The organism is Mesorhizobium sp. C416B, from assembly GCF_030323165.1.
In the GTDB taxonomy this organism is placed as follows: Bacteria; Pseudomonadota; Alphaproteobacteria; order Rhizobiales; family Rhizobiaceae; genus Mesorhizobium.
Genome location: NZ_CP100471.1, coordinates 4,219,419 through 4,239,917, shown reverse-complemented (window position 1 = coordinate 4,239,917; position 20,499 = coordinate 4,219,419). Strand labels below are relative to the sequence as shown.

Below are 20,499 nucleotides of genomic sequence, written 5' to 3'. Positions count from 1 at the left end.
CCGCGATTAAGTTGAGATAGAGGAGACTTAATCATGAAAAAAGGCTATGCTAGGCTATATCAGAAATGACAAAACGGAATGATTGGCGCAATGGAGTGCTGCGATGACCAGTCTTGATGTGGACGCCGTACGAACCTTTGTGATGGTGGCCGATCTGCAGAGCTTCACCCAGGCGGCCACGGCGCTGGGCAGCACCCAGGCGACAATCAGCGTCAAGCTGCGCCGTCTTGAGGAAAAGCTCGGCGCGCGATTGATCGAAAGAACGCCGCGCCGCGTCAGCCTGTCGGCACGAGGCGCCGTCTTCCTTCCCGCCGCGCGCGACTTCCTTGCCGCGCACGAGCGCGCCATGGCGGAGTTTGCGTCAGCACCGTGCCGGCTTGCGCTCGGCTTTGTCGATCATGCCGCCGGTCCGGCGCTGTCCATTCTGATTGCCCAGCTCCATGCGCACGATCCATCGCTGACGCTCAGTTTGAGGATCGATACCAGCACGGTGCTCAAGGAAGCTTTCGATCACGGCGAGCTCGACGCGGTTATCGTGCACCGCGAAGGCGACAGCCGTCCTGGCCGGACCTTGTCGCGCAACCACTATGGCTGGTTCGCCGCACCTTCCTTCGAGTGGCAGCGCGGAACGCCGTTGCGCCTCGCGCTCTTAAGCACCGTGTGCAACTGTCCGGATCGTGTGCGGGCGATCGAGGCGCTGGACAAAGCAGGCATCGCCTGGGAGGAGGCCTTCGTCGGCGGCGGCGGCGCGGCCGTCAACATTGCGATATCGGCGGGCTTTGCCGTTTCGGCGCTGGCTCACTGCGTCGCTCCGCCCGGCCTGATCGAGGTTGGCCGCAAACTTGGTCTTCCATCGCTTCACCCTTCCGAAGTGGTGCTGCATTCGCACAATCTGGCGCCGCGCGCGCGTGACGCGCTGCAGATGCTGGCAACCGCATTTCGCGAGTACAATTCGCCGGTGGATTAGGCGATGGTGTTTCCGATCTGATTCCGCCGGAATCCGATAAGGCTTTGGAGGAACCGAAATGACCGAGATCACCGTCCGCCCGCTGGCGCTGGCCGACCATGCCGACTGGCGGCGGCTGTGGACTGCCTACCTCACCTTCTACGAGACCAAGCTGCCGGACGAGGCCTACGACATCACCTGGAAACGACTGTTCACGGAAGGTGAATTCGAACCGAAGGGGTTTATCGCCACGCTCGACGGCAAGGCGGTCGGCCTGACCCATTATCTCTATCATCGCTCCGGCTGGTCGGAGAAAAACAACTGCTACCTGCAGGACCTGTTCGCCGACCCTGATGTGCGCGGCAAGGGCATCGGTGCGGCCCTCATTGAAGCGGTCAAGCAGGAAGCCGGCAAGATCGGCGTCAAGAACGTCTATTGGATGACCCACGAAACCAACGCCACAGCGCGCAAGCTCTACGACCATGTCGCGCGGCGGACAGGGTTTATCGAGTATGATCTGCTATGATGCGAGCGCGATCGAAATAACGCGGAAGGAGCCGAATGATCCGCTATGTCGGAATCCTGGATGGCAGTGACGGCGTTTGGGGAGTGCGGATGCCCGATCTCGCCGGCTGCCACGGGGCCGGCGCAAACCCGGCTGAAGCGATAGCCGATGCCGCGTCGGCTATGCGCGAATGGGCGGAAGCCCGCATCGCAAAGCACTTGCCCATGCCCAACCCACGTACTGTGGCAAATCTTCTGCAATCCGGCGAAATCGACAGTGCCGGTGGCGACTCCGCCGTGACCGTTCGGCATAGATAACGGCCAACCATGTTCCTCCCCTTCTTTCTCGAACTGAAGGCCGCGCGGATTCCCGTTTCGCTGCGGGAATATCTGTCGCTGCTGGAAGGTCTGGAAGCCGGGCTGGTCGACTATGACGTCCAGGGTTTTTACTACCTCGCCCGCGCCGCGCTTGTGAAGGACGAGCGCCATATCGACCGCTTCGACCAGGTGTTTGCGCATGTCTTCAAGGGGATCGAGGCGCTCACCGGCCCCGATGCCGTCGGTGTCGCCAACATCCCTGAGGAATGGCTGCGCCGGCTCGCCGAAAAGCACCTGACCGAGGAAGAGAAGAAACTGATCGAGGCGCTCGGCGGTTTCGACAAGCTGATGGAGACACTGAAGCAGCGGCTGGAGGAGCAGAAAGGCCGCCACCAGGGCGGCTCGAAATGGATCGGCACCGGCGGCACTTCGCCTTTCAGCGCCTATGGCTACAATCCCGAAGGCGTGCGCATCGGCCAGCATGAAAGCCGCAATCGCCGTGCGGTGAAAGTCTGGGACAAGCGCGAGTTCAAAAACTTCGACGACGCCGTCGAGCTCGGCACCCGCAACATCAAGGTGGCGCTGAAGCGCCTGCGTCGCTGGGTGCGCGAGGGTGCGGAGGAAGAGTTCGACCTGCCCGGCACCATCCATGCCACCGCCGAGCACGGCTATCTCGATGTGCAGACGCGCCCCGAACGGCGCAACGCCGTGAAGCTCTTGATGTTCTTCGATGTCGGCGGCTCGATGGACGACCACATCAAAAGCGTCGAGGAGCTGTTTTCGGCCGCCCGCGCCGAATTCCGCCAGCTCGAATATTTTTACTTCCACAACTGCCTTTACGAGGGAGTCTGGAAGGACAACCGGCGCAGGCATGCCGAGACCATCCCGACCTTCGATCTGCTTCACAAATACGGCCCCGACAACAAGGTGATCGTCGTCGGCGATGCCTCGATGAGCCCTTACGAGATCGCGCATCCCGGCGGTTCGGTCGAGCATTGGAACCCGGAAGCCGGCAGTGTCTGGCTTGACCGCCTCATCCAGCAATGGCCGAATGCGGTCTGGCTGAACCCCGAAAATCAGAAAAACTGGGGCTTCACCCATTCGATCGCGATGATCCGCGATCTCTTCGGCGGCCGCATGTTCCCACTGACGCTGGCCGGGTTGGAAGCCGCGACGAAGCAGCTCTCACGCAAGCGTTGATATGAGAGGAAAACCGATGACCTGCTTTCTTTGCCCGCAATGCGGCGTCCAGTTCGCGGCAACGCAGACCCCTCCAGAAAATTGCCCGATCTGCGAGGACGAGCGGCAATATGTGCGCTGGGAAGGCCAGGCCTGGACCACTGGGGAAGAACTCTCTGCCGGGCATAGGCTTGTGATGAAGGACGATGCCGGCGTTCTCGCTTTCGGCATCGAGCCGCGCTTTGCTATCGGCCAGCGGGCGCTGCTGGCGCAGACGCCGCACGGCAATGTGCTGTGGGATTGCATCTCGATGGTGAGCGACGAGGCGGTAGCCGAAATCAACCGTCGCGGCGGCCTGGCCGCGATCGCCATTTCGCACTGCCACTATTATTCGGTGATGGTCGAGTGGAGCGAGGCGTTTGGCGGCGTGCCGATCTATCTCCATGCCGACGACCGCCAGTGGATCATGCGGCCGCACAACGCCATCGTCAGCTGGGCGGGCGAGACGCTGGCCATAAACCCGTCGCTGACACTCGTGCGTTGCGGTGGCCATTTTGCCGGCGGCCAGGTGCTGCATTGGAAACGCGATGACGGTAACGCCCTGCTGTCCGGCGACATATTGCAGGTGACGCCGACGCGTCGCCATGTCAGCTTCATGTACAGCTATCCGAACTACATTCCGCTCAATGCGCCGGCCGTGCGACGCATCGCGGCGGCACTTGAGCCTTTCGAATTCGACGACATCTACGGCGCGTGGTGGCAGCAGAACATCATCGGCGGCGCAAGAACGGCATTTCATGCGTCGATCGCCCGCTATCTTCAGGCGATTGGGTAGGAGCTCGGCTGAAAATGCGAGCAAAACACGTAACAAACGCCTATCTCTAAGCGAATATAGCTTGCAACCAACAACAAGCCGCCAAGGCTGAGGAGATCAAATGGACACCCACACCTACCCTATCACCCGCACCGACGCCGAATGGCGCGCCCGCCTGACGCCCGAGCAATATGCGGTCATGCGCGGCCATGGCACCGAACGGCCCGGAAGCTGCGCGCTGCTCTACGAAAAGCGCGCCGGCACCTTTTCCTGCGTCGGCTGCGACCAGCCGCTGTTCGAATCCAAGCTCAAGTTCGAGAGCGGCACCGGCTGGCCGAGCTTCAATGATCCGGTGCCCGGTTCGGTCGAAAACACCGTCGACCGCAGCTACGGCATGGTCCGCACCGAATGTCACTGCGCCCGCTGCGGCAGCCATCTCGGCCATGTCTTCGAGGACGGCCCGCCGCCGACCGGCCTGCGCTATTGCATCAACGGCGTGGCGCTGAAATTCGAGCCGGCGGCTTAAGCCGCGGCTTGACCACCATCTTCAAAGGGCGGCTTCGGCCGCCCTTTTTCGTGTCAATCTTCTCAGACAACCACCACCAGGATCAGCCAAAGCGTAGCCCCGAGCGTCATCAACGAAGCCTTGGCGCCACTGGATTTTTCCGTGGTTCGCCAGACGGCAAAGGTCAGAAAGATGTTGTAGGGCACGGGCGCGAAATGCACCGCCAGGACGACGGCGAGCGGCAGCTTCAAGCCGAGCAGAATGAGCGCGGCCACCGACGAGGCGATGTTGATCGCCGTGCCGACAAGGACTAGATCGCGCCAGAACAACCGCTCGACCGGCACCGCGCCTTGCCAGCGCGAGCCGAAGAAGGATCCGATGCTTTGCACCAACACCTGATAGCTATCCCTCTCCCAGCACGTCGGTGACGGCGCGCTCGAAGCGCGAGCATTCCGTCACCAGCCAGTCGGCCATGGCCGGCCAGTTGTCCTCGGCATAGCAGTTCACCCGCCACATCGAATTGATGCCGAGGCCCTCGCAGCTCTGCTCCGGCCTGAGCTTCAGCCTGTCTTCGATTGCCGGTTGGAACGGCTTCAGCCGCGACCAGACCCCGGTCGCGCCGAACTTCCCGTTACGGCCGAAAAAGACGCCAACTTGGCTTTGCGCCGGCGCGACATACATGGACAGGACCAGAGCGACGTCAGGCAGCCCGCGCTGCCAGAACCAGGGTCCGCGCCGCGCCATGGAAGCGCGTTCCTCCGGATGCCGTTCGGCGAACAGCGCCCAGAAGCTGCGTTGGCGGAATTCAGAGGCGCGGCGGGCGCCGAAGTCGAATTCGCTCATGGTTCGATGCCCGTTCCAGCATCATTCCTTGGCCCGAGACTGTTTCGAAATTCGCTCCGGCGATATCAGCCGGAGTAGAATTTCCAGACAGCCTTACACGATGCCGAGCGCGGCCTTGTAGAGATCGAGGATGGTTTCCTCTTCCTGGCGCTCGGCCTGGTCCTTCTTGCGCAGCCGGATGATCGACCGCATCGCCTTGGTGTCGAAGCCGGTGCCCTTGGCCTCGGCGAACACTTCCTTGATGTCGTCGGCGATGGTCTTCTTTTCTTCCTCGAGCCGCTCGATGCGCTCGATGAAGGCGCGCAACTGGCCGGCGGCAACAGTCTGGCTGGTATCTGTGATGTCGTCGGCCATGTTTTTTCTCCGCTACTTTTTAAGCACCGCGATTCTGGCGCGGTAAATTGGGAGCGGGTTCGATGCCCGAGCGGGCGCGGCGGGTCAAGCCATTATCGGCGCTTCGTGAACGGCTGCTGCCAGCCGTCCCCAGTGTGATGGATCCGCGCGTCAGCCAAACGCGATCAACAGATCCTTCGCATCGATCTGATCGCCGGCCTTGACCAGCACTTCGGCCACTGTGCCGTCGCGCTCGGCATGAAGGGCCGTCTCCATCTTCATGGCTTCGATCGACAACAGCACGTCGCCGGCCTTGACCGCTTGGCCGGCGGCAACCGAAAGGGCGGAGACCACGCCCGGCATCGGCGCGCCGACATGCGCCTCGTTGCCGGGCTCGGCCTTGCGCCGTGCCTTGGCTGCCGAGGCGCCATGCGCCCTGTCCGGCACCCTGACGCGGCGCGGCTGGCCGTTGAGCTCGAAGAACACGGTGACCATGCCCTTCTCATCGACATCGCCGATCGCAAGGCAGCGCACCACAAGCGTCTTGCCTTTCTCGATGTCCAGGAAGATCTCGTCTTCGGACTTCATGCCGTAGAAATAGGTCGGCGTCGGCAGCACACTGACCGGCCCGTAGGTTTCCTGCGCGGCGGCGAAGTCGGTGAACACCTTCGGATACATCAGCCAGGACGCGAATTCGTACTCCGAAAGCTTGCGCTCCAGCTTCGCCTCGATCTCCTTGCGGCTGGCCTTGAGGTCGGCCGGTTTGAGCAGCGAGCCCGGCCGCACGGTGATCGGCTTGTTTTCCTTCAGCGCCTTCTTCTGCAGCTTCTCAGGCCAGCCGCCGGGCGACTGGCCGAGATCGCCGCGCAGCATCGAGACGACCGAGTCCGGGAAGGCGATGTCCTTGGCCGGGTTTTCGACGTCGGCAACGGTCAGGTCCTGGCTCACCATCATCAGCGCCATGTCGCCGACCACCTTGGATGACGGCGTCACCTTGACGATGTCACCGAACATCAAATTGACGTCGTGATAGGCTTGGGCCACCTCGTGCCAGCGCGTTTCCAACCCGAGCGAACGCGCCTGCTCCTTGAGGTTGGTGAACTGGCCGCCCGGCATTTCGTGCAGATAGACTTCCGAGGCTGGCCCCTTGAGATCGCTTTCGAAGGCCGCATACTGGTTGCGCACCGCTTCCCAGTAGAAGGAGATGTTGCGGATCCATTGCGGATCGAGGCCGGGATCGCGCTCGGTTCCCTTCAGCGCCTCGACGATCGAGCCCAGGCAAGGCTGCGAGGTGTTGCCGGAGAAGGAATCCATCGCCGCGTCGATGGCGTCGACGCCACTTTCCACGCCCGCCAGCACCGTCGCCGCCGACAGGCCTGACGTGTCGTGGGTGTGGAAATGGATCGGCAGGTCGGTGGCTTCGCGCAGCGCCTTGAACAGCACGCGGGCGGCGGCAGGCTTCAAAAGCCCGGCCATGTCCTTGACGGCGATGATATGGGCGCCGGCGGCCTGCAATTCCTTCGCCAGCCCGACATAATATTTGAGATCGTATTTGGCGCGCGCCGGATCGAGGATGTCGCCGGTGTAGCAGATCGCTGCTTCGACCAGCTTGCCCTCGGCGCCCACCGCGTCCATGGCGACGCGCATATTCTCGACCCAGTTCAGGCAGTCGAAGACGCGGAACAGGTCGACGCCGCCAGCAGCGGCCTGGCTGACGAAATGTTGCACGACATTGTCGGGATAGTTGGTGTAGCCGACGCCGTTGGCGCCGCGCAGAAGCATCTGCAGCAAAAGGTTGGGGGCTGCTTCGCGCACTTTGCTCAGCCGCTCCCACGGATCCTCGGTGAGGAAGCGCATGGCGACGTCGAAAGTGGCGCCGCCCCAGCATTCCAGCGACAGCAGCCGCGGCAGCGCCCGCGCGTAGGTGCCGGCAATGCCGGCAATGTCATGCGTGCGCATGCGGGTGGCGAGCAGCGACTGGTGGCCGTCGCGCATCGTCGTGTCGGTGACAAGCACCTCTTTTTGCTCACGCATCCAGGCAGCGAATTTCTCCGGCCCCAACGCGTCTAGCTTCTGCTTGCTGCCATCAGGCACATTGCCGTTGAGATAGGGCACGACAGGCGCTGCCGCATCGGTCTTGGGCATCGGTCGGCCGCGGGTTTCGGGATGGCCGTTGACGCTGACGTCGGCCAGATAGTTGAGCAGCTTGGTGGCGCGGTCCTGCCGCTTCACCTGCGCGAACAGCTCCGGCGTCGTGTCGATGAACCTGGTCGTATAGGAATTGTCGGCGAAGCGCGGGTGGTTGATGATTGCCTCGAGGAAGGTGAGGTTGGTCGCCACGCCGCGGATGCGGAACTCGCGCAGGGCCCGATTCATGCGGGCGATCGCCTCGGCCGGTGTCGGCGCCCAGGCAGTCACCTTCTCCAGCAGCGGATCGTAGAAGCGGGTGATGACCGCGCCCGAATAGGCGGTGCCGCCGTCGAGGCGGATGCCGAAACCGGCGGCTTCGCGATAAGCGGTGATGCGGCCGTAGTCCGGAATGAAACTATGCTCCGGATCCTCGGTCGTGATGCGGCACTGCAGCGCGTGACCGTTCAGCCTGATGTCGGCCTGCGCCGGCACGCCCGACTCTTTCGTGCCGATGGCAAAGCCGTCCAGTATGTGGATCTGCGCCTTGACGATGTCGATGCCGGTCACCTGCTCGGTGACGGTGTGCTCGACCTGGATGCGCGGATTGACCTCGATGAAGTAGAATTTGCCGGTGTCGGCGTCCTGCAGGAATTCCACCGTACCGGCGCCGATATAGCTGGTCTCGCGCGCGATCTTGAGCGCATAGCCGCAAAGCTCCTGGCGCAATGCCTCGCTGAGATAGGGCGCCGGCGCCCGTTCGACGACCTTCTGGTTGCGGCGCTGGATCGAGCAGTCGCGCTCGAACAGATGCACCGCGTTGCCATGCGTGTCGCCGAGCACCTGGACCTCGACATGGCGGGCGCGCTCGATCAGCTTTTCGAGATAGACCTCGTCCTTGCCGAAGGCGGCCTTGGCCTCGCGCTTGCCTTCCATCACCTCGCGGGAGAGGTCGGCTTCCGCGCGGATGGCGCGCATGCCGCGCCCGCCGCCGCCCCATGATGCCTTGAGCATCACAGGATAGCCGACTGTCTTGGCGAGCTGCTTGACTGCTTCCATGTCGTCCGGCAGCGGTTCGGTTGCCGGCACCACCGGCACGCCGACCTCGATGGCCAGATTGCGCGCGGCGACCTTGTTGCCGAGCCGGCGCATCGTGTCGGGCTTCGGCCCTATGAAAGTGATGCCGGCCTCGGCGCAGGCATCTGCGAATTCAGGGCTTTCCGACAGGAGGCCATAGCCCGGGTGGATGGCGTCGGCGCCGGACAGTCTGGCGACCCGGATCACTTCCTCGATCGACAGATAGCTTTCGATCGGCCCCATGTCCCTGGCCAGATGCGGCCCGCGCCCGACCTGGTAGCTTTCATCGGCCTTGAACCGATGAAGCGAATATTTGTCCTCCTCGGCCCAGATCGCCACGGTTTTGAGGCCGAGCTCGTTGGCCGCGCGAAAGACGCGGATGGCAATTTCGGACCTGTTGGCGACGAGGATCTTCGTGATGGCCAAGGAAGGAGGCTCCGGACAGGGAGGGATGGGGCAGAGGCATGATTAACGCGAAAATGCTGCAGTGCAACCAAAATCGGGGAGAGATTAAACCGATTTAAATGGGATTCTAGCACCTCTGCTCGAAAAGCTGCGTGCGATTGGCGTCGCGAGGTGACGCTAATTGTCGTGCCCGCACAAATTCGACCCCGGCTAGCGGCTTATCCAGCCACCCTCGCTGCGCCCTGTCACCAAAGAAAAATGCCCGGCGCGAGCGCCGGGCATTCCATAGAGCTGTGTCCCGAATTACGACTTCGGGAACCAGGAGATCTTGCCGTCCGGACCCTTCTTCCATTCGTACATGATGTAGCCCGGGAGCTTCGGATCGCCCTTCGCGTCATAGGCGAGATCGCCCAGAACGGTCTTGAACGGACCCTTCTCGTGCAGCGCCTTGGCCACTTCCACGGGGTCGTTCGACTTGGCCACGGCAGCGGCCTCGGCGATCACCTGCATGGCGGCGTAGGAGTAGAGAGTGTAGGCTTCCGGCTCGAAGCCCTGGGCGCGGAACTTCTCGACCAGTGCCTTGTTCTCGGGGATCAGACGCGGATCTGGACCGAACGTGTTGAGCGTACCGATAACCGCATCGCCGGCGATCGCAGCCAGCTCGTCGGTCACGATGCCGTCGCCCGACATCAATGTAGCCTTGAGGCCCTGGTCAGCCGACTGGCGGATGATCAGGCCGGCTTCGGTGTGCAGGCCGCCCCAATAGATCAGGGTGACGCCGGCGTCCTTCATCTTGGCGATCAGCGCCGAGAAGTCCTTGTCGCCGACATTGACGCCTTCATACATGACTTCGGTCAGGCCGGCTGCGTTCATCGCCTTCTTGGTCTCGTCGGCAAGGCCCTGACCATAGGGGGTCTTGTCGTGGATGACGGCAACCTTGGCGTCCTTGAAGTTGGTCGCGATATAGCCGCCGGCGATGCCGCCCTGCTGGTCATCGCGTCCGCAGGTGCGGAACACGTTCCACAGGCCGCGCTCGGTGAATTTCGGGTTGGTCGCCGCAGGCGTCACTTCGACGATGTTGTTGTCGACGTAGACTTCCTGCGAAACCGGGATCGAGACGCCCGAGTTGAAGTGGCCGATCACGAATTTCACGCCGTCGCCGACGAACTTGTTGCCGACCGAAATGCCCTGCTTCGGATCCGAGACGTCGTCGCCGACTTCGAGCTTGATCTGCTCGCCGTTCATGCCGCCTGCTGCGTTGATGTCGGCAACGGCCGCTTCCGCACCCTTCTGCAGCTGCGCACCGAAGGCCGCATTCGGACCGGTGATCGGACCTGCGACGCCGACGATAACGTCAGCCCATGCATTGCCACCGAACGCGACAAGCGCGGTCAGGGCAACGGCGGACAAAAGTGATTTCTTCATTTAAACGCTCCCATTTACGAGGTGGGCGTGGATGAAACTTTCATGCGATGCCCACCCTTATCGCAGAAAGCGTACTTTGCCGATTTTCAGGCCCTTGTCACGCCGATTCATCCCCGGAACGGCGTTAATGATGAACGTCAACCTTTCGGTTTCCAGCTTAAGATCGAAGCCCGTTCGTAAAGCCAATTATACTGCGTCACCATCTGGTTCGTACGCGTGTATTGATAGCCGACAAATCCCAATATCATGAGCACGATTGTGTCCACGACATAGTATTGCAGCGAAAACATCGTGCCGCCGAACAAGGCATGATGGATGAACCTGATGCCTATGCCGAGACCCAGCAGATAGGCGAACAGCGCCGGCAGGCTGCGCCATGTCTGGGCGCTGGCCTTGCCGGTCATCCATGCCGCCCAGCCGCCGAGCAGACAGGTGACGAAGAAGAACTGCCAGATGGAAGGTTCCTCGTGAAGAATGCCTTGCATGATGAAGACTCCCTAGCATGATCCCGAAAAGTTGCAGACTTTTCGGACAAAGGTCATGCGACAAACAAACAAGTTGGAGCGGAATACCGTATGCATACATTCCGCTCCAAAATCAGTGATGGCCGCCTTCGAGATAGGCCGCCCGCACTTCCGGATTGGCGAGCAATTCCTTGCCTGTGCCGCTCATGGTCACGTTGCCGTTGACCATGACATAGCCGCGCGTGGCGAGTTTGAGCGCGCCGAAGGCGTTCTGCTCGACCAGGAACACGGTCAGCCCTTGCGTGCGGTTCAGCTCGCGGATGGCATCGAAGATCTGCTTGACGATCAGCGGCGCCAGACCCAGCGACGGCTCGTCGAGCAACAGCAGCTTAGGCCGCGCCATCAGCGCACGTCCGATCGACAGCATCTGCTGCTCACCGCCCGACAGCGTGCCGCCGCGCTGGGCAATGCGCTCCTTGAGGCGCGGGAACAGCGCGAACACCTTCTCAGCATCTTCGTCATAGTGCTTGAGATTGTCGAGACCGGCGCCCATCTGCAGGTTTTCCATCACCGTCATGCGCGGGAAAATGCGCCTGCCTTCCGGCGACTGCGCAATGCGCATGCGGGCGATCTCGTGCGTCGGCATCTGGGTGATGTCGGTGCCGGCGAAAGTGATTGAGCCGGCACGAGCGCGCGGCGCACCGAAGATGGTCATCATCAGCGTCGACTTGCCGGCGCCGTTGGCGCCGATCAGCGCGACGATCTCGCCCTGGTTGACGTGGACATCGACGCCGTTCAGCGCCTTGATGTTGCCGTAGTAGGTCTCGACGCCCTTGATGTCGAGCAGCGTTGTCTCGGCCATCACTTACGCCCTCCGCGCGGCTTGCCTGTCGGGGATTTGGTGGGCGCCGGCTTGGACTTGGCCGTTAGACGCTCGGACGGTGCTCTTGGCGCGGAGTTGGCTCTTGTATCGTATTGGGTGGCCTTTGAAGCTCCCTTCGACACTGTGACCCGCTCGCCCTGGCTGTGGCCGATCGTGTCGCTTACCGGGCCGGCGAGATAGGAAGACGATGTGCCTGGTCCGTGAGCCGAATCCGGCCCGATGTCCAGCTGCTCGATGACGTCTTCATCGCCGACCTCGGTCAGCACCGTCTCGACCTCCTCGTCGTCGACGCCGAGATAGGCGGCGATGACGCGCGGGTCGGTACGCACCGATTGCGGGCTGCCGTCGGAAATCTTGCGGCCATATTCAAGCACCACGACATGGTCGGAAATCTGCATGACCACCGACATGTCATGTTCGATCAGCAGGATCGAGGTACTGCTCTTGATGTCCATCAGCAGCGAATTCAGCGCAGCCGACTCCTTCGGATTGAGACCGGCCGCAGGCTCGTCGAGGCACAGAAGTTCGGGCCCTGTGCACATGGCGCGCGCAATCTCGAGGCGCCGCTGCGCGCCATAGGGCAGGTCGCCGGCCGGATCGTCGGCGCGATCGACAAGGTCGGCCTTCTCCAGCCAGTGCTTGGCAAGCTCCACCGATTCAGCCGAGGCCCTGCGGTAGCCGCCGATCCCGAATAGGCCCAGGATCGTATAGCCGGATGCCTTCATCAGCTTGTTGTGCTGCGCAACCAGCAGATTCTCCAGCAGCGTCATGCCCGAGAACAGGCGGATGTTCTGGAAGGTGCGCGCCACCTTGGCGCGCGCCGGGATCTCATGATTGGGCAGCCGTTCGAGCAGGAAGCTCGAGCCGTCGGCCCGGTTGAGCGTAATCATGCCTTCCGACGGCTTGTAGAAGCCGGTGATGCAATTGAAGACGGTGGTCTTGCCGGCGCCATTGGGTCCGATCAGAGCGGTGATCTCGCCGCGCTTGGCCTGGAACGACAGATCGCCGATGGCGATCAGGCCGCCGAACTTCATCGAAAGATGCTCGACCTGGAGGATGGCGTCTTTCATACCCGGATTGGTCTTCTGAATGGAGGTCGCGCTCATCAGCCGTGCCCTTCCTTGGTGAAGGAGGAGGAGACCGCTTTTCGTTCACTGAGGAAGGCCGTCGGTTCACGGCTGCCGACAAAGCCGCGCGGCTTCCACAGCATTACGATGACCATCGCCATGCCGAACAAAAGCATGCGGTAAAGCTCCGGCGTGAAATCTTTTCCGAAGACACTTTTCAGGAAATCGAGTTCGCGCAGTGCCTCGGTGCCGCCGATCATCACCAGCGCGGCGACCGCGATGCCGACCAGCGAGCCCATGCCGCCGAGCACCACGATGGCCAGGATGATCGCCGATTCCAGGAAGACGAAGGATTCAGGGCTGACGAAGCCTTGCCGTGCGGCGAAGAAGGCGCCGGCAAAACCGCCGAACATGGCGCCGGTGGCAAAGGCGGTGAGCTTGGTGGTGGTGGTGTTGATGCCAAGCGAGCGGCAGGCAATCTCGTCCTCGCGCAGCGCCTCCCAGGCGCGGCCGACAGGCATGCGCCTGAGCCTGATGGTGACGAAGGCGGTCAGCAGCGCCAGCCCGAGAATGAGATAGTAGAGGAAGATCTTGTAGTAGGCGCTTGACTGGGCGATGTGCAGCACCTTGCCGATATAGTTCGGGTCGGTCGAATTAAACGTCATCAGGCCGAAGAAGGTGACCTTCGGGATGCCGGAGATGCCGGCCGAGCCGTTGGTGACTTCACGCCAGTTGATCAGCACCAGGCGGATGATCTCGCCGAAGGCCAGCGTCACGATCGCCAGGTAATCGCCACGAAGCCTGAGCACCGGAAAGCCGAGCATAACGCCCCAGAAGGCGGCCATGGCGCCGGCGGCGGGCAGCAGGATCCAGAACGACAGGCCGTATTGCGAACCGAGCAACGCATAGGCATAGGCACCGACCGCGTAAAAGGCGACGTAGCCGAGATCGAGCAGGCCGGCGAGGCCGACGACGATGTTCAGCCCCCAGGCCAGCATCACATAGATCAGGATCTGGATGCCGAAATTGTCGACCCACTTCAACGAGCCCTGCAGGCCGCCGGTTATCGACCACGCGTAGATCGACAGCACCACGACGACGAGGATCGGGTATAGCACCAGCGCCGCAATCCCGAGCTTGGTGAAATTGGCGTGGATGAAGGAGCGGAAATAGAAGATCACGCAAGCGAGCGCGTAAATGACGGCCAATGCGCGCAGGAACTGAAGGTAGCCGGCCAGATCGGGTCCCACCAACACCGGCAGGGCGCTGCCGAACGCAACCAGGACAACCGCCAGCACAACGGCGACGATGAAGGCCGGAAGCAGGAAGAAGCGCGACGCGACGCTCGCCGGCAACAGGCCGGTGGCGACATTGGTGATCTTCTGATTGGCCATGAACGGCTGGCCATATGCAATGTAGAAGAAGCGGCCAAGCATGGTCAGCACGACCACGGTGATGAGCAGCAACCAGCGCTGCACCAGGATCAGCTGGTTGCTTATGTTCTGGTCGGTCTTCAGGCCGATGAAGAGAATGAACAACCCCAGCGAGATGGCGCCGGCATAGAACGCTTCGCGCAATGCACGCTGCACGGGGGAGGCGACGGTGTCGCGCTCCGAGGATACGGAAACCGCCATTGTCTCAGACCTTTTCGACTTCTGGCCGGCCCAAAATGCCGGAAGGCAGGAAGATCAGCACGATCGCCAGGATCGAGAACGCCGCGACGTCCTTGTAGTCGATCGAGAAATACGCCGACCACATGCTCTCGATGAAGCCGATCAAAAGCCCGCCAAGCACCGCGCCCGGCAGAGACCCGATGCCGCCGAGAACGGCCGCAGTGAAGGCCTTGACCCCCGGCACAAAGCCGTCGGAAAAGGCGATGACGCCGTAATACATCAGGAATAACGTGCCCGCGACGGCCGCAAGCGCTGCACCCATGATGAAGGTGATCGAGATCGTACGGTCGACATCGACGCCGAGCAGCGCCGCCATCTTGCGGTCCTGCTCGCACGCCCTTTGCGCCCGGCCGAGGGAAGTCCTGTTGACCAGGTACCAGAACAGCGCCAGCAGCAGGGCGGTGACGACGACGATGATGATCTGCTTCAGCGACACGCTGATGCCGTTGATGTTGTAGACTTGGCTGACCATCGGCGGGATCGGCTTGTTGCGCGGACCTTGCGTCACCTGGATGAAGTTCGACAGCGCGATCGACATGCCGATGGCGGTGATCAGCGGCGCCAGCCGGAACGAACCGCGCAGCGGCCGGTAGGCCACCTTCTCGATCGTCCAGTTGTAGAGGCTGGTGAGCAGCATCGCCACGATCATCATGATCAGCAGCGCCAGGACGACCGGGACCGAATAGAACAAGGAGCCGAGGATGAGGAAGACAACGAGGGCGGCGAATGCCCCGACCATGAAAATGTCGCCGTGGGCGAAGTTGATCATGCCGATGATGCCGTAGACCATCGTGTAGCCGATTGCGATCAGCCCATAGATCGATCCCAGCGTCAGCCCATTGATAAGCTGCTGGACAAAGTACTGCATGTGTACATGGCTCCCCTGGAATGTCGCCCATGCAGACGCATTCCTTTTCGTATTTCCCCTAGTCGTAAAGTTTCGAGCCCGGATTGCAACGTGATTTTTCAAACGTCGAGCGTGTTTTGCCGGCACGCCTTCCGATTGCCCGTTTTTTTGCTCCCGACCCCTGGACTATCGCGGACCCTATCATTGGCATAACGCAATGTCTTTGACGATTCAGCCGGGCCAGCGACCTCATTTCGAAGAAATCCCGGTCAAAATTCGGCGATGAGACGAATCCTTGCGTTGTTGGCGGGCTTCGTTTTTTAGCCACATTCCGTACTGACCAGCTGCAACATGGGTTCCTTCCCGACTTATGGCGGTGGATGCCTCGCCCAACGCGCTAACCTTTCGCTGACTGGTTTCGCCAAGAGGTCCCGCTCTGGGTCCAAGTCTTGGTCTCGGTGGATGATCGACAGCCTACCGTATCACTTAACCACAAAACCGTGCGCGAACGGATCGCGGTCGTCGATGAAGATGGTGTTCAGGCCGGTCATCCGCGCCCAGCCGCCGATCGAGGGAATGATGGCCGGCTTGCCGGCAACAGTGACGTCCTTCTCGACCTTGCCCTTGAACAGCGAGCCGATGATCGATTCGTGGACAAAACTGTCGCCGGCCTTGAGCTTGCCCTTGGCATGGAGCTGCGCCATGCGCGCCGAGGTGCCGGTGCCGCAAGGTGAGCGGTCGATCGCCTTGTCGCCATAGAAGACGGCGTTGCGTGCGTCGGCCCCCTCCACCGTCGGCTCGCCGGTCCACAGCATGTGGGACAGCCGGTTGATGCCGGGGTTTTCCGGATGCACGAACGAGTACTTCTCGTTGAGCCGCTGCCGCACCACAGGGCTCCAGGCGACGAAATCGCCGGCGGAATAATCAGCCATGTCGCGAAAATTCGCCTGCGGCTCGACTATTGCGTAGAAATTGCCGCCATAGGCGACATCGACGGTGATCTCGCCAAGCTGCGGGCAGTCGACCGTCAGTCCCTCGGCATAAAGGAAGGACGGTACATTCGTGATGCGCACCTCCTCGACATAGTCGCCGACTTGCTTGTATTCGGCGATGACCAGCCCGGCCGGTGTGTCGAGCCGGAGCACGCCGGGTGTCTTCGGCTTGATCAGCCCATGTTCGATGGCCATCGTCACCGTGCCGATCGTGCCGTGGCCGCACATCGGCAGGCAGCCCGACGTCTCGATGAACAGGATGGCTATGTCGCAATCCTCGCGCGTCGGCGGATAGAGGATCGAGCCCGACATGACGTCGTGGCCGCGCGGCTCGAACATCAGCCCGGTGCGGATCCAGTCATACTCCGCCAGGAAATGCGCCCGCCGCTCCATCATCGTCGACCCCTCGAGCAAGGGACCGCCGCCGGCGACCAGCCGCACCGGATTGCCGCAGGTATGGCCGTCGATGCAAAAGAAGGATTTTTTGGCCATGATTTCCTCGAACTCAAAACCGTTGCGGGCTGAAGGGAGCAAGATCGATCCGCGAAGTTTGCCCGAGAACAAGATCGCGGATCAAGCGGCCGCTGGCCGCCGCCTGGGTCAGGCCGAGATGGCCATGGCCAAAGGCGTAGACGACGTTGGACGCGGTGCGCGCCGTGCCGATGACGGGCAACGAATCCGGCAGCGACGGGCGACACCCCATCCACTCGCGGCCACCTGACGCGTCCAGCCCCGGAAGGAATTGTCTGGCTTTTTCCAGCATGGCCTTCGAACGCGCAAAATTCGGCGGCCGGTCGAGACCGCCCAACTCGACGGCGCCGCCGACGCGCAAGCCCGTCTCGAGTGGCGTGATGACGAAGCCATGGCCGGAAAAGATCAGCATCCGCTGCACGTCGAAAGCGGTCTTCGGCAGTGTCGTGTTGTAGCCGCGCTCGGTTTCGAGCGGGATGGTGTCGCCAAGCGCCTTCGTCAGCAGATGCGACCATGCCCCGGCGGCCACGACAAGATGTCTTGCCTGCCTGGTCGTGCCGTCCGTCAGCGTCAGCGTCGCGCCATCAGGATTGGCGGCGACGCGCTCTATGCGCGCCTTTTCGAAACGCGCGCCCAGCCTTTCGGCATAGGCCCACACCCCCTTGCCGAGCAGTTTCGGATCGGCGACGGTCTTCCAGCCCGGCACGAAGGCGCCCTTGATGAAGCGCGGCGACAGTCCCGGCTGCAGCCGCGCCAGTTCGTCGCCTTCGACATGGCGAAAGCCGATGCCGAAGCGCTCGCGCGCCGCCCAGCCCGGCAGCCCGGCCTGAAATTCGGCCTCGCTTTCATAAAGCTCCAGCGAGCCGTCCTCGCGCAGCATCAGCCGCGTGCCGGAACGGTCGAGCAGGCCCATCCATTCAGCCTCGGCGAGCTTCATCATGCCTGCCTGAGCAGCAAGGCTCGCCTCATATTTTTCTGGTGCGCCAGCGCGCCAGAAGCGCAACAGCCAAGGCAACAGCTTCGGCAAGTAGGCCGGCGGGATGCTGAGTGGCCCGAGCGGATCGGCAAGCCATTTCGGCAAGTGCCGCATCATGCCCTTATGCGCCAGCGGCAGCACGTCGGAGAAGGCGAAGGCGGCGGCATTGCCGGAGCTCGTCTCCTCGCAGATGCCGGTGCGGTCGAAGACCGTGACGCTGCGCCCGGCCTCGGCCAGCATGGCCGCCGCGCAGATGCCGACAATGCCGCCACCGACAATGGCGATATCTACCCCTTCTCCCCGTTCACGGGGGTGAGGAGTGGTCCGCGAAGCGGTGGAAAAGCCGACTGCTTGGCTTTCCGAACGACGAACGCCCGGAGCGCCAGCGAAGGGCTGCGGGGCCCGAAGGGCGGATGAGGGGCGGCGGCCCTCCTCTGTGTCCCTGGAATTTCCTTGCACGTCGGCGCTGCCCCTCATCTGGCTGCCGCCATCTTCTCCCCGTGCACGTGCACGGGGAGAAGAAAGCCTTCAGAACTGCGGCAGCTTCGGCCGTACCGCCAGCGCGTCCTTGACGATCTTCTCGACCGCTTTGCGGCGCTCGCCCGACAGCGGCTGGCGCGGCATGCGCACGCGGTCATTTGTGTCGATCGCGAGCACTTCGGCAAGCTTGATGTTTTGGACCAGATAGGTCGAGACATCGAGATCGAGCAGCGGCCGGAACCAGCGGTAGATCGAAAGCGCCTCCTCGCGGCGGCCCTGCTTCATCAGCTGGTAGATGGCGACGGTCTCGCGCGGGAAGGCGACGACCAGACCCGCCACCCAGCCGATGGCGCCCACCGACAGCGCCTCGAAGGCGAGATTGTCGACGCCGGTGAACAAATCGTAGCGGTCGCCGAAGCGGTTGATGATCTCTGTCGAGCGGCGGATGTCGTCGGAGGACTCCTTGATGGCGACGAAGCGCTTGTCGGCGGTCAGTTCCTCCATCTGGTCGACGGTGACGTCGACGCGGTAGGCGAGGCGGTTGGAGTAGATCATCACCGGCAGGTCGCCGGCCTGAGCGACGGCGCGCAAGGCGGCGACCGTCTCTTCCGGGTTGGTGTGATAGATCGGGCTCGGTACCACCATCAGCCCGTTGGCGCCTTCCCGGCTCGCGCGCTTTGCGATGCTCGCCGCCTCGCGGGTGCCCGCCTCGTTGACCGTCAGCAGCACCGGCTTGTTGCCTGCAACTTTCTGGGCAGTCTTCAGCACCTCGATCTTCTCGTCATGCGACAGCATCGGCCCTTCGCCGAGCGAACCGCAGACGATGATACCGTCGCAGCCTGCCTCCATCTGCAAAGCAAAGCAGCGCTCCATCTCGGCATGATCGAGGCGGTCGTCATCAGTAAACTTGGTCGTGACGGCGGGGAAAACTCCGGTCCACATGATCGTCTCTCCATCTGATATATCAGCCGTATATCTATTTGAAAACCGGCTGTCAACGCGGAATTCGTTATGATATATGTGAGATATATCAGGAGCCCACCTTTGATATCCAGTGAGACAGCATACCCCGAGCCGGCCGCCGCCAAGGCCTACCATGTACTCGAGCATATGATCGTGACGTTGGAACTGGCGCCGGCGAGCTTTGTCACCGAAGGCGCCCTCATCGAGAAGCTGGCGCTAGGACGCACGCCGGTGCGCGAAGCGATCCAGCGCCTCGCCTGGGAAGGACTGCTGGATGTCAGGCCACGCGCCGGCATCGCCATTGCCCCGCTTCATCCCGGCGACTGGCTGCGCGTGCTGGATGCCAGGCGCGGCGTCGAGGTGGTGCTGGCGCGCTCGGCCGCCCGCTTCGTCACCCGTGAGGCCGCCGACCTGTTTCATGAGGCAGCCCTTGCCATGCAGAAGGCCGTCATCTCGGGCAATGTGCTGGCCTTCATCCAGGCCGACAAGGCGCTCGACGAGGCCTTGGCGATGGCCGCCGACAACCCGTTTGCGGCCCGTCTGGCCGCGCCCCTGCAGACCCACAGCCGCCGCTTCTGGTTCCGCTACAGGGCCGACACAGGACTGGCCGAATCGGCTGAGCACCACGTCGCGCTAATCCGCTCGATCCTGGCTGGTGACGAAGAGGCTGCCGCCAAGGACGCCAAACGCCTTATGGCACTGCTGCGCGGCCATGCCGAAGTGGCCGCCACACGCTGAACTCCGTCTCTGCTCCAGACTTCCGACCGGTCTTTATCAGGTGCCCGGCAAGACTGCGGCCATGGTCGCCCCGTCCCAGCCTTCGCCAGCCGTGATGATGCAGCTTTGGCCGTGTGTGTCGGTGGCCAGGATGGTCCAGGTGCCCTGGTCGGAGACGAATATCTCAAGCACCACATTCGGGTTCACCAGGCCACGAGCGGCTTGGTTTTCGTGGAACTTCTCGCCGAGCGCCTTGACCAAGTCGGTCCGCGCCGCGCATTGATCGGCTTTGGCCTCGGCGATGCCGGACATCGCGAACACCGCAAAGAATATCGCCGCCACAAGACGTCGTGTCATCTGACACCTCCTTGCGCCAGACGAGAACCCCGGCTGCAACCGGCGCTATTTTGATGGCCTGCACACGGCAGGAATGCAATTTAAGGCAGATGACAGGCTCTTGGTTCCATCGCTTGAACGTGATCGCCAATGT

General features: G+C 62.3%; 20 protein-coding genes and 1 pseudogene. 7 read left to right on the top strand and 14 right to left on the bottom strand.

All coding sequences use genetic code 11. The features are described from left to right. Positions 1-103: 103 nt before the first annotated feature. The 6 genes from NLY43_RS20640 (at position 104) to msrB (ending at position 4,287) form a co-directional block, all read left to right on the top strand. Entirely contained in the window at positions 104-967 is an 864-nt protein-coding gene (locus NLY43_RS20640; protein ID WP_023712000.1) for a LysR family transcriptional regulator, read from the top strand. A 58-nt stretch (positions 968-1,025) separates the two neighbouring features. Further along, complete coding sequence (locus NLY43_RS20635; protein ID WP_023712001.1) at positions 1,026-1,472, top strand: GNAT family N-acetyltransferase; 447 nt, start codon at positions 1,026-1,028, stop codon at positions 1,470-1,472. Positions 1,473-1,507: 35 nt separating this feature from the next. Then, on the top strand, positions 1,508-1,768 hold the full coding sequence (locus tag NLY43_RS20630) for a type II toxin-antitoxin system HicB family antitoxin (RefSeq protein WP_050589758.1): 261 nt from the start codon (positions 1,508-1,510) through the stop codon (positions 1,766-1,768). Between the two features lie 9 nt (positions 1,769-1,777). After that, positions 1,778-2,968 carry a vWA domain-containing protein gene (locus NLY43_RS20625; protein ID WP_023712003.1) on the top strand — a complete coding sequence of 397 codons (1,191 nt, stop codon included), beginning with the start codon at positions 1,778-1,780 and terminating at the stop codon, positions 2,966-2,968. Between the two features lie 16 nt (positions 2,969-2,984). Beyond that, positions 2,985-3,782: an MBL fold metallo-hydrolase gene (locus NLY43_RS20620; RefSeq protein WP_023712004.1), complete on the top strand. Its 798-nt coding sequence runs from the start codon at positions 2,985-2,987 to the stop codon at positions 3,780-3,782. A gap of 100 nt (positions 3,783-3,882) precedes the next feature. Further along, complete coding sequence (gene msrB, locus NLY43_RS20615; RefSeq protein WP_023698422.1) at positions 3,883-4,287, top strand: peptide-methionine (R)-S-oxide reductase MsrB; 405 nt, start codon at positions 3,883-3,885, stop codon at positions 4,285-4,287. Positions 4,288-4,349: 62 nt separating this feature from the next. Here the strand turns inward: msrB and NLY43_RS20610 are convergent, their stop codons facing one another. The 13 genes and pseudogenes from NLY43_RS20610 to NLY43_RS20550 form a co-directional block, all read right to left on the bottom strand. After that, positions 4,350-4,661, bottom strand: coding sequence for a hypothetical protein (locus tag NLY43_RS20610; RefSeq protein ID WP_023688926.1), 312 nt, complete (start codon positions 4,659-4,661; stop codon positions 4,350-4,352). Between the two features lie 7 nt (positions 4,662-4,668). Further along, the gene (locus NLY43_RS20605; RefSeq protein WP_023698420.1) at positions 4,669-5,109 is read right to left on the bottom strand and encodes a hypothetical protein; all 441 of its coding nucleotides are present in this window, start codon (positions 5,107-5,109) and stop codon (positions 4,669-4,671) included. 93 nt (positions 5,110-5,202) lie between these two features. Next, positions 5,203-5,463: a DUF2312 domain-containing protein gene (locus tag NLY43_RS20600; RefSeq protein WP_023698419.1), complete on the bottom strand. Its 261-nt coding sequence runs from the start codon at positions 5,461-5,463 to the stop codon at positions 5,203-5,205. Between the two features lie 150 nt (positions 5,464-5,613). Next, positions 5,614-9,072 (bottom strand): pyruvate carboxylase, encoded by a 3,459-nt coding sequence (gene pyc / locus NLY43_RS20595; protein ID WP_023698418.1) that lies wholly within the window; start codon positions 9,070-9,072, stop codon positions 5,614-5,616. A gap of 282 nt (positions 9,073-9,354) precedes the next feature. Then, entirely contained in the window at positions 9,355-10,476 is a 1,122-nt protein-coding gene (locus NLY43_RS20590) for a branched-chain amino acid ABC transporter substrate-binding protein (protein ID WP_023668720.1), read from the bottom strand. 137 nt (positions 10,477-10,613) lie between these two features. After that, positions 10,614-10,961, bottom strand: coding sequence for a DUF6867 family protein (locus NLY43_RS20585; protein ID WP_023668719.1), 348 nt, complete (start codon positions 10,959-10,961; stop codon positions 10,614-10,616). A 112-nt stretch (positions 10,962-11,073) separates the two neighbouring features. Further along, positions 11,074-11,802 (bottom strand): ABC transporter ATP-binding protein, encoded by a 729-nt coding sequence (locus tag NLY43_RS20580; protein WP_023668718.1) that lies wholly within the window; start codon positions 11,800-11,802, stop codon positions 11,074-11,076. Positions 11,803-11,822: 20 nt separating this feature from the next. Beyond that, positions 11,823-12,929 (bottom strand): annotated as a pseudogene (locus tag NLY43_RS20575) (ABC transporter ATP-binding protein); the annotation flags it as partial. Beyond that, complete coding sequence (gene livM / locus NLY43_RS20570; protein ID WP_023668716.1) at positions 12,929-14,524, bottom strand: high-affinity branched-chain amino acid ABC transporter permease LivM; 1,596 nt, start codon at positions 14,522-14,524, stop codon at positions 12,929-12,931. The gene livM and the pseudogene NLY43_RS20575, both read right to left, overlap by 1 nt. A gap of 4 nt (positions 14,525-14,528) precedes the next feature. Further along, entirely contained in the window at positions 14,529-15,431 is a 903-nt protein-coding gene (locus NLY43_RS20565) for a branched-chain amino acid ABC transporter permease (protein ID WP_023668715.1), read from the bottom strand. A gap of 461 nt (positions 15,432-15,892) precedes the next feature. Next, on the bottom strand, positions 15,893-16,894 hold the full coding sequence (locus NLY43_RS20560) for a 4-hydroxyproline epimerase (protein ID WP_023712006.1): 1,002 nt from the start codon (positions 16,892-16,894) through the stop codon (positions 15,893-15,895). Positions 16,895-16,907: 13 nt separating this feature from the next. Next, positions 16,908-18,326 carry an NAD(P)/FAD-dependent oxidoreductase gene (locus NLY43_RS20555; RefSeq protein WP_280800303.1) on the bottom strand — a complete coding sequence of 473 codons (1,419 nt, stop codon included), beginning with the start codon at positions 18,324-18,326 and terminating at the stop codon, positions 16,908-16,910. Positions 18,327-18,377: 51 nt separating this feature from the next. Further along, on the bottom strand, positions 18,378-19,271 hold the full coding sequence (locus NLY43_RS20550; RefSeq protein ID WP_023712008.1) for a dihydrodipicolinate synthase family protein: 894 nt from the start codon (positions 19,269-19,271) through the stop codon (positions 18,378-18,380). A 69-nt stretch (positions 19,272-19,340) separates the two neighbouring features. Here NLY43_RS20550 and NLY43_RS20545 point away from each other — a divergent pair, with 69 nt between their 5' ends. Then, positions 19,341-20,030: a GntR family transcriptional regulator gene (locus NLY43_RS20545; RefSeq protein WP_050589759.1), complete on the top strand. Its 690-nt coding sequence runs from the start codon at positions 19,341-19,343 to the stop codon at positions 20,028-20,030. Positions 20,031-20,066: 36 nt separating this feature from the next. On the opposite strand, the gene NLY43_RS20540 is transcribed toward NLY43_RS20545, so the two are convergent. Continuing rightward, positions 20,067-20,366, bottom strand: coding sequence for a hypothetical protein (locus tag NLY43_RS20540; RefSeq protein WP_023684132.1), 300 nt, complete (start codon positions 20,364-20,366; stop codon positions 20,067-20,069). Positions 20,367-20,499: the final 133 nt, after the last annotated feature.

What these genes read in the sequence shown, in the direction of transcription:
- NLY43_RS20545 (WP_050589759.1), top strand. Translation starts at nt 19,341, where the DNA reads ATGATATATGTGAGATATATCAGGAGCCCACCTTTGATATCCAGTGAG.
- NLY43_RS20625 (WP_023712003.1), top strand. Translation starts at nt 1,778, where the DNA reads ATGTTCCTCCCCTTCTTTCTCGAACTGAAGGCCGCGCGGATTCCCGTT.
- NLY43_RS20635 (WP_023712001.1), top strand. Translation starts at nt 1,026, where the DNA reads ATGACCGAGATCACCGTCCGCCCGCTGGCGCTGGCCGACCATGCCGAC.
- NLY43_RS20630 (WP_050589758.1), top strand. Translation starts at nt 1,508, where the DNA reads ATGATCCGCTATGTCGGAATCCTGGATGGCAGTGACGGCGTTTGGGGA.
- NLY43_RS20585 (WP_023668719.1), bottom strand. Translation starts at nt 10,961, where the DNA reads ATGCAAGGCATTCTTCACGAGGAACCTTCCATCTGGCAGTTCTTCTTC.
- livM (WP_023668716.1), bottom strand. Translation starts at nt 14,524, where the DNA reads ATGGCGGTTTCCGTATCCTCGGAGCGCGACACCGTCGCCTCCCCCGTG.
- NLY43_RS20620 (WP_023712004.1), top strand. Translation starts at nt 2,985, where the DNA reads ATGACCTGCTTTCTTTGCCCGCAATGCGGCGTCCAGTTCGCGGCAACG.
- NLY43_RS20590 (WP_023668720.1), bottom strand. Translation starts at nt 10,476, where the DNA reads ATGAAGAAATCACTTTTGTCCGCCGTTGCCCTGACCGCGCTTGTCGCG.
- NLY43_RS20560 (WP_023712006.1), bottom strand. Translation starts at nt 16,894, where the DNA reads ATGGCCAAAAAATCCTTCTTTTGCATCGACGGCCATACCTGCGGCAAT.
- msrB (WP_023698422.1), top strand. Translation starts at nt 3,883, where the DNA reads ATGGACACCCACACCTACCCTATCACCCGCACCGACGCCGAATGGCGC.
- NLY43_RS20640 (WP_023712000.1), top strand. Translation starts at nt 104, where the DNA reads ATGACCAGTCTTGATGTGGACGCCGTACGAACCTTTGTGATGGTGGCC.
- NLY43_RS20555 (WP_280800303.1), bottom strand. Translation starts at nt 18,326, where the DNA reads ATGAGGGGCAGCGCCGACGTGCAAGGAAATTCCAGGGACACAGAGGAG.
- NLY43_RS20580 (WP_023668718.1), bottom strand. Translation starts at nt 11,802, where the DNA reads ATGGCCGAGACAACGCTGCTCGACATCAAGGGCGTCGAGACCTACTAC.
- NLY43_RS20605 (WP_023698420.1), bottom strand. Translation starts at nt 5,109, where the DNA reads ATGAGCGAATTCGACTTCGGCGCCCGCCGCGCCTCTGAATTCCGCCAA.
- NLY43_RS20550 (WP_023712008.1), bottom strand. Translation starts at nt 19,271, where the DNA reads ATGTGGACCGGAGTTTTCCCCGCCGTCACGACCAAGTTTACTGATGAC.
- NLY43_RS20540 (WP_023684132.1), bottom strand. Translation starts at nt 20,366, where the DNA reads ATGACACGACGTCTTGTGGCGGCGATATTCTTTGCGGTGTTCGCGATG.
- NLY43_RS20565 (WP_023668715.1), bottom strand. Translation starts at nt 15,431, where the DNA reads ATGCAGTACTTTGTCCAGCAGCTTATCAATGGGCTGACGCTGGGATCG.
- NLY43_RS20600 (WP_023698419.1), bottom strand. Translation starts at nt 5,463, where the DNA reads ATGGCCGACGACATCACAGATACCAGCCAGACTGTTGCCGCCGGCCAG.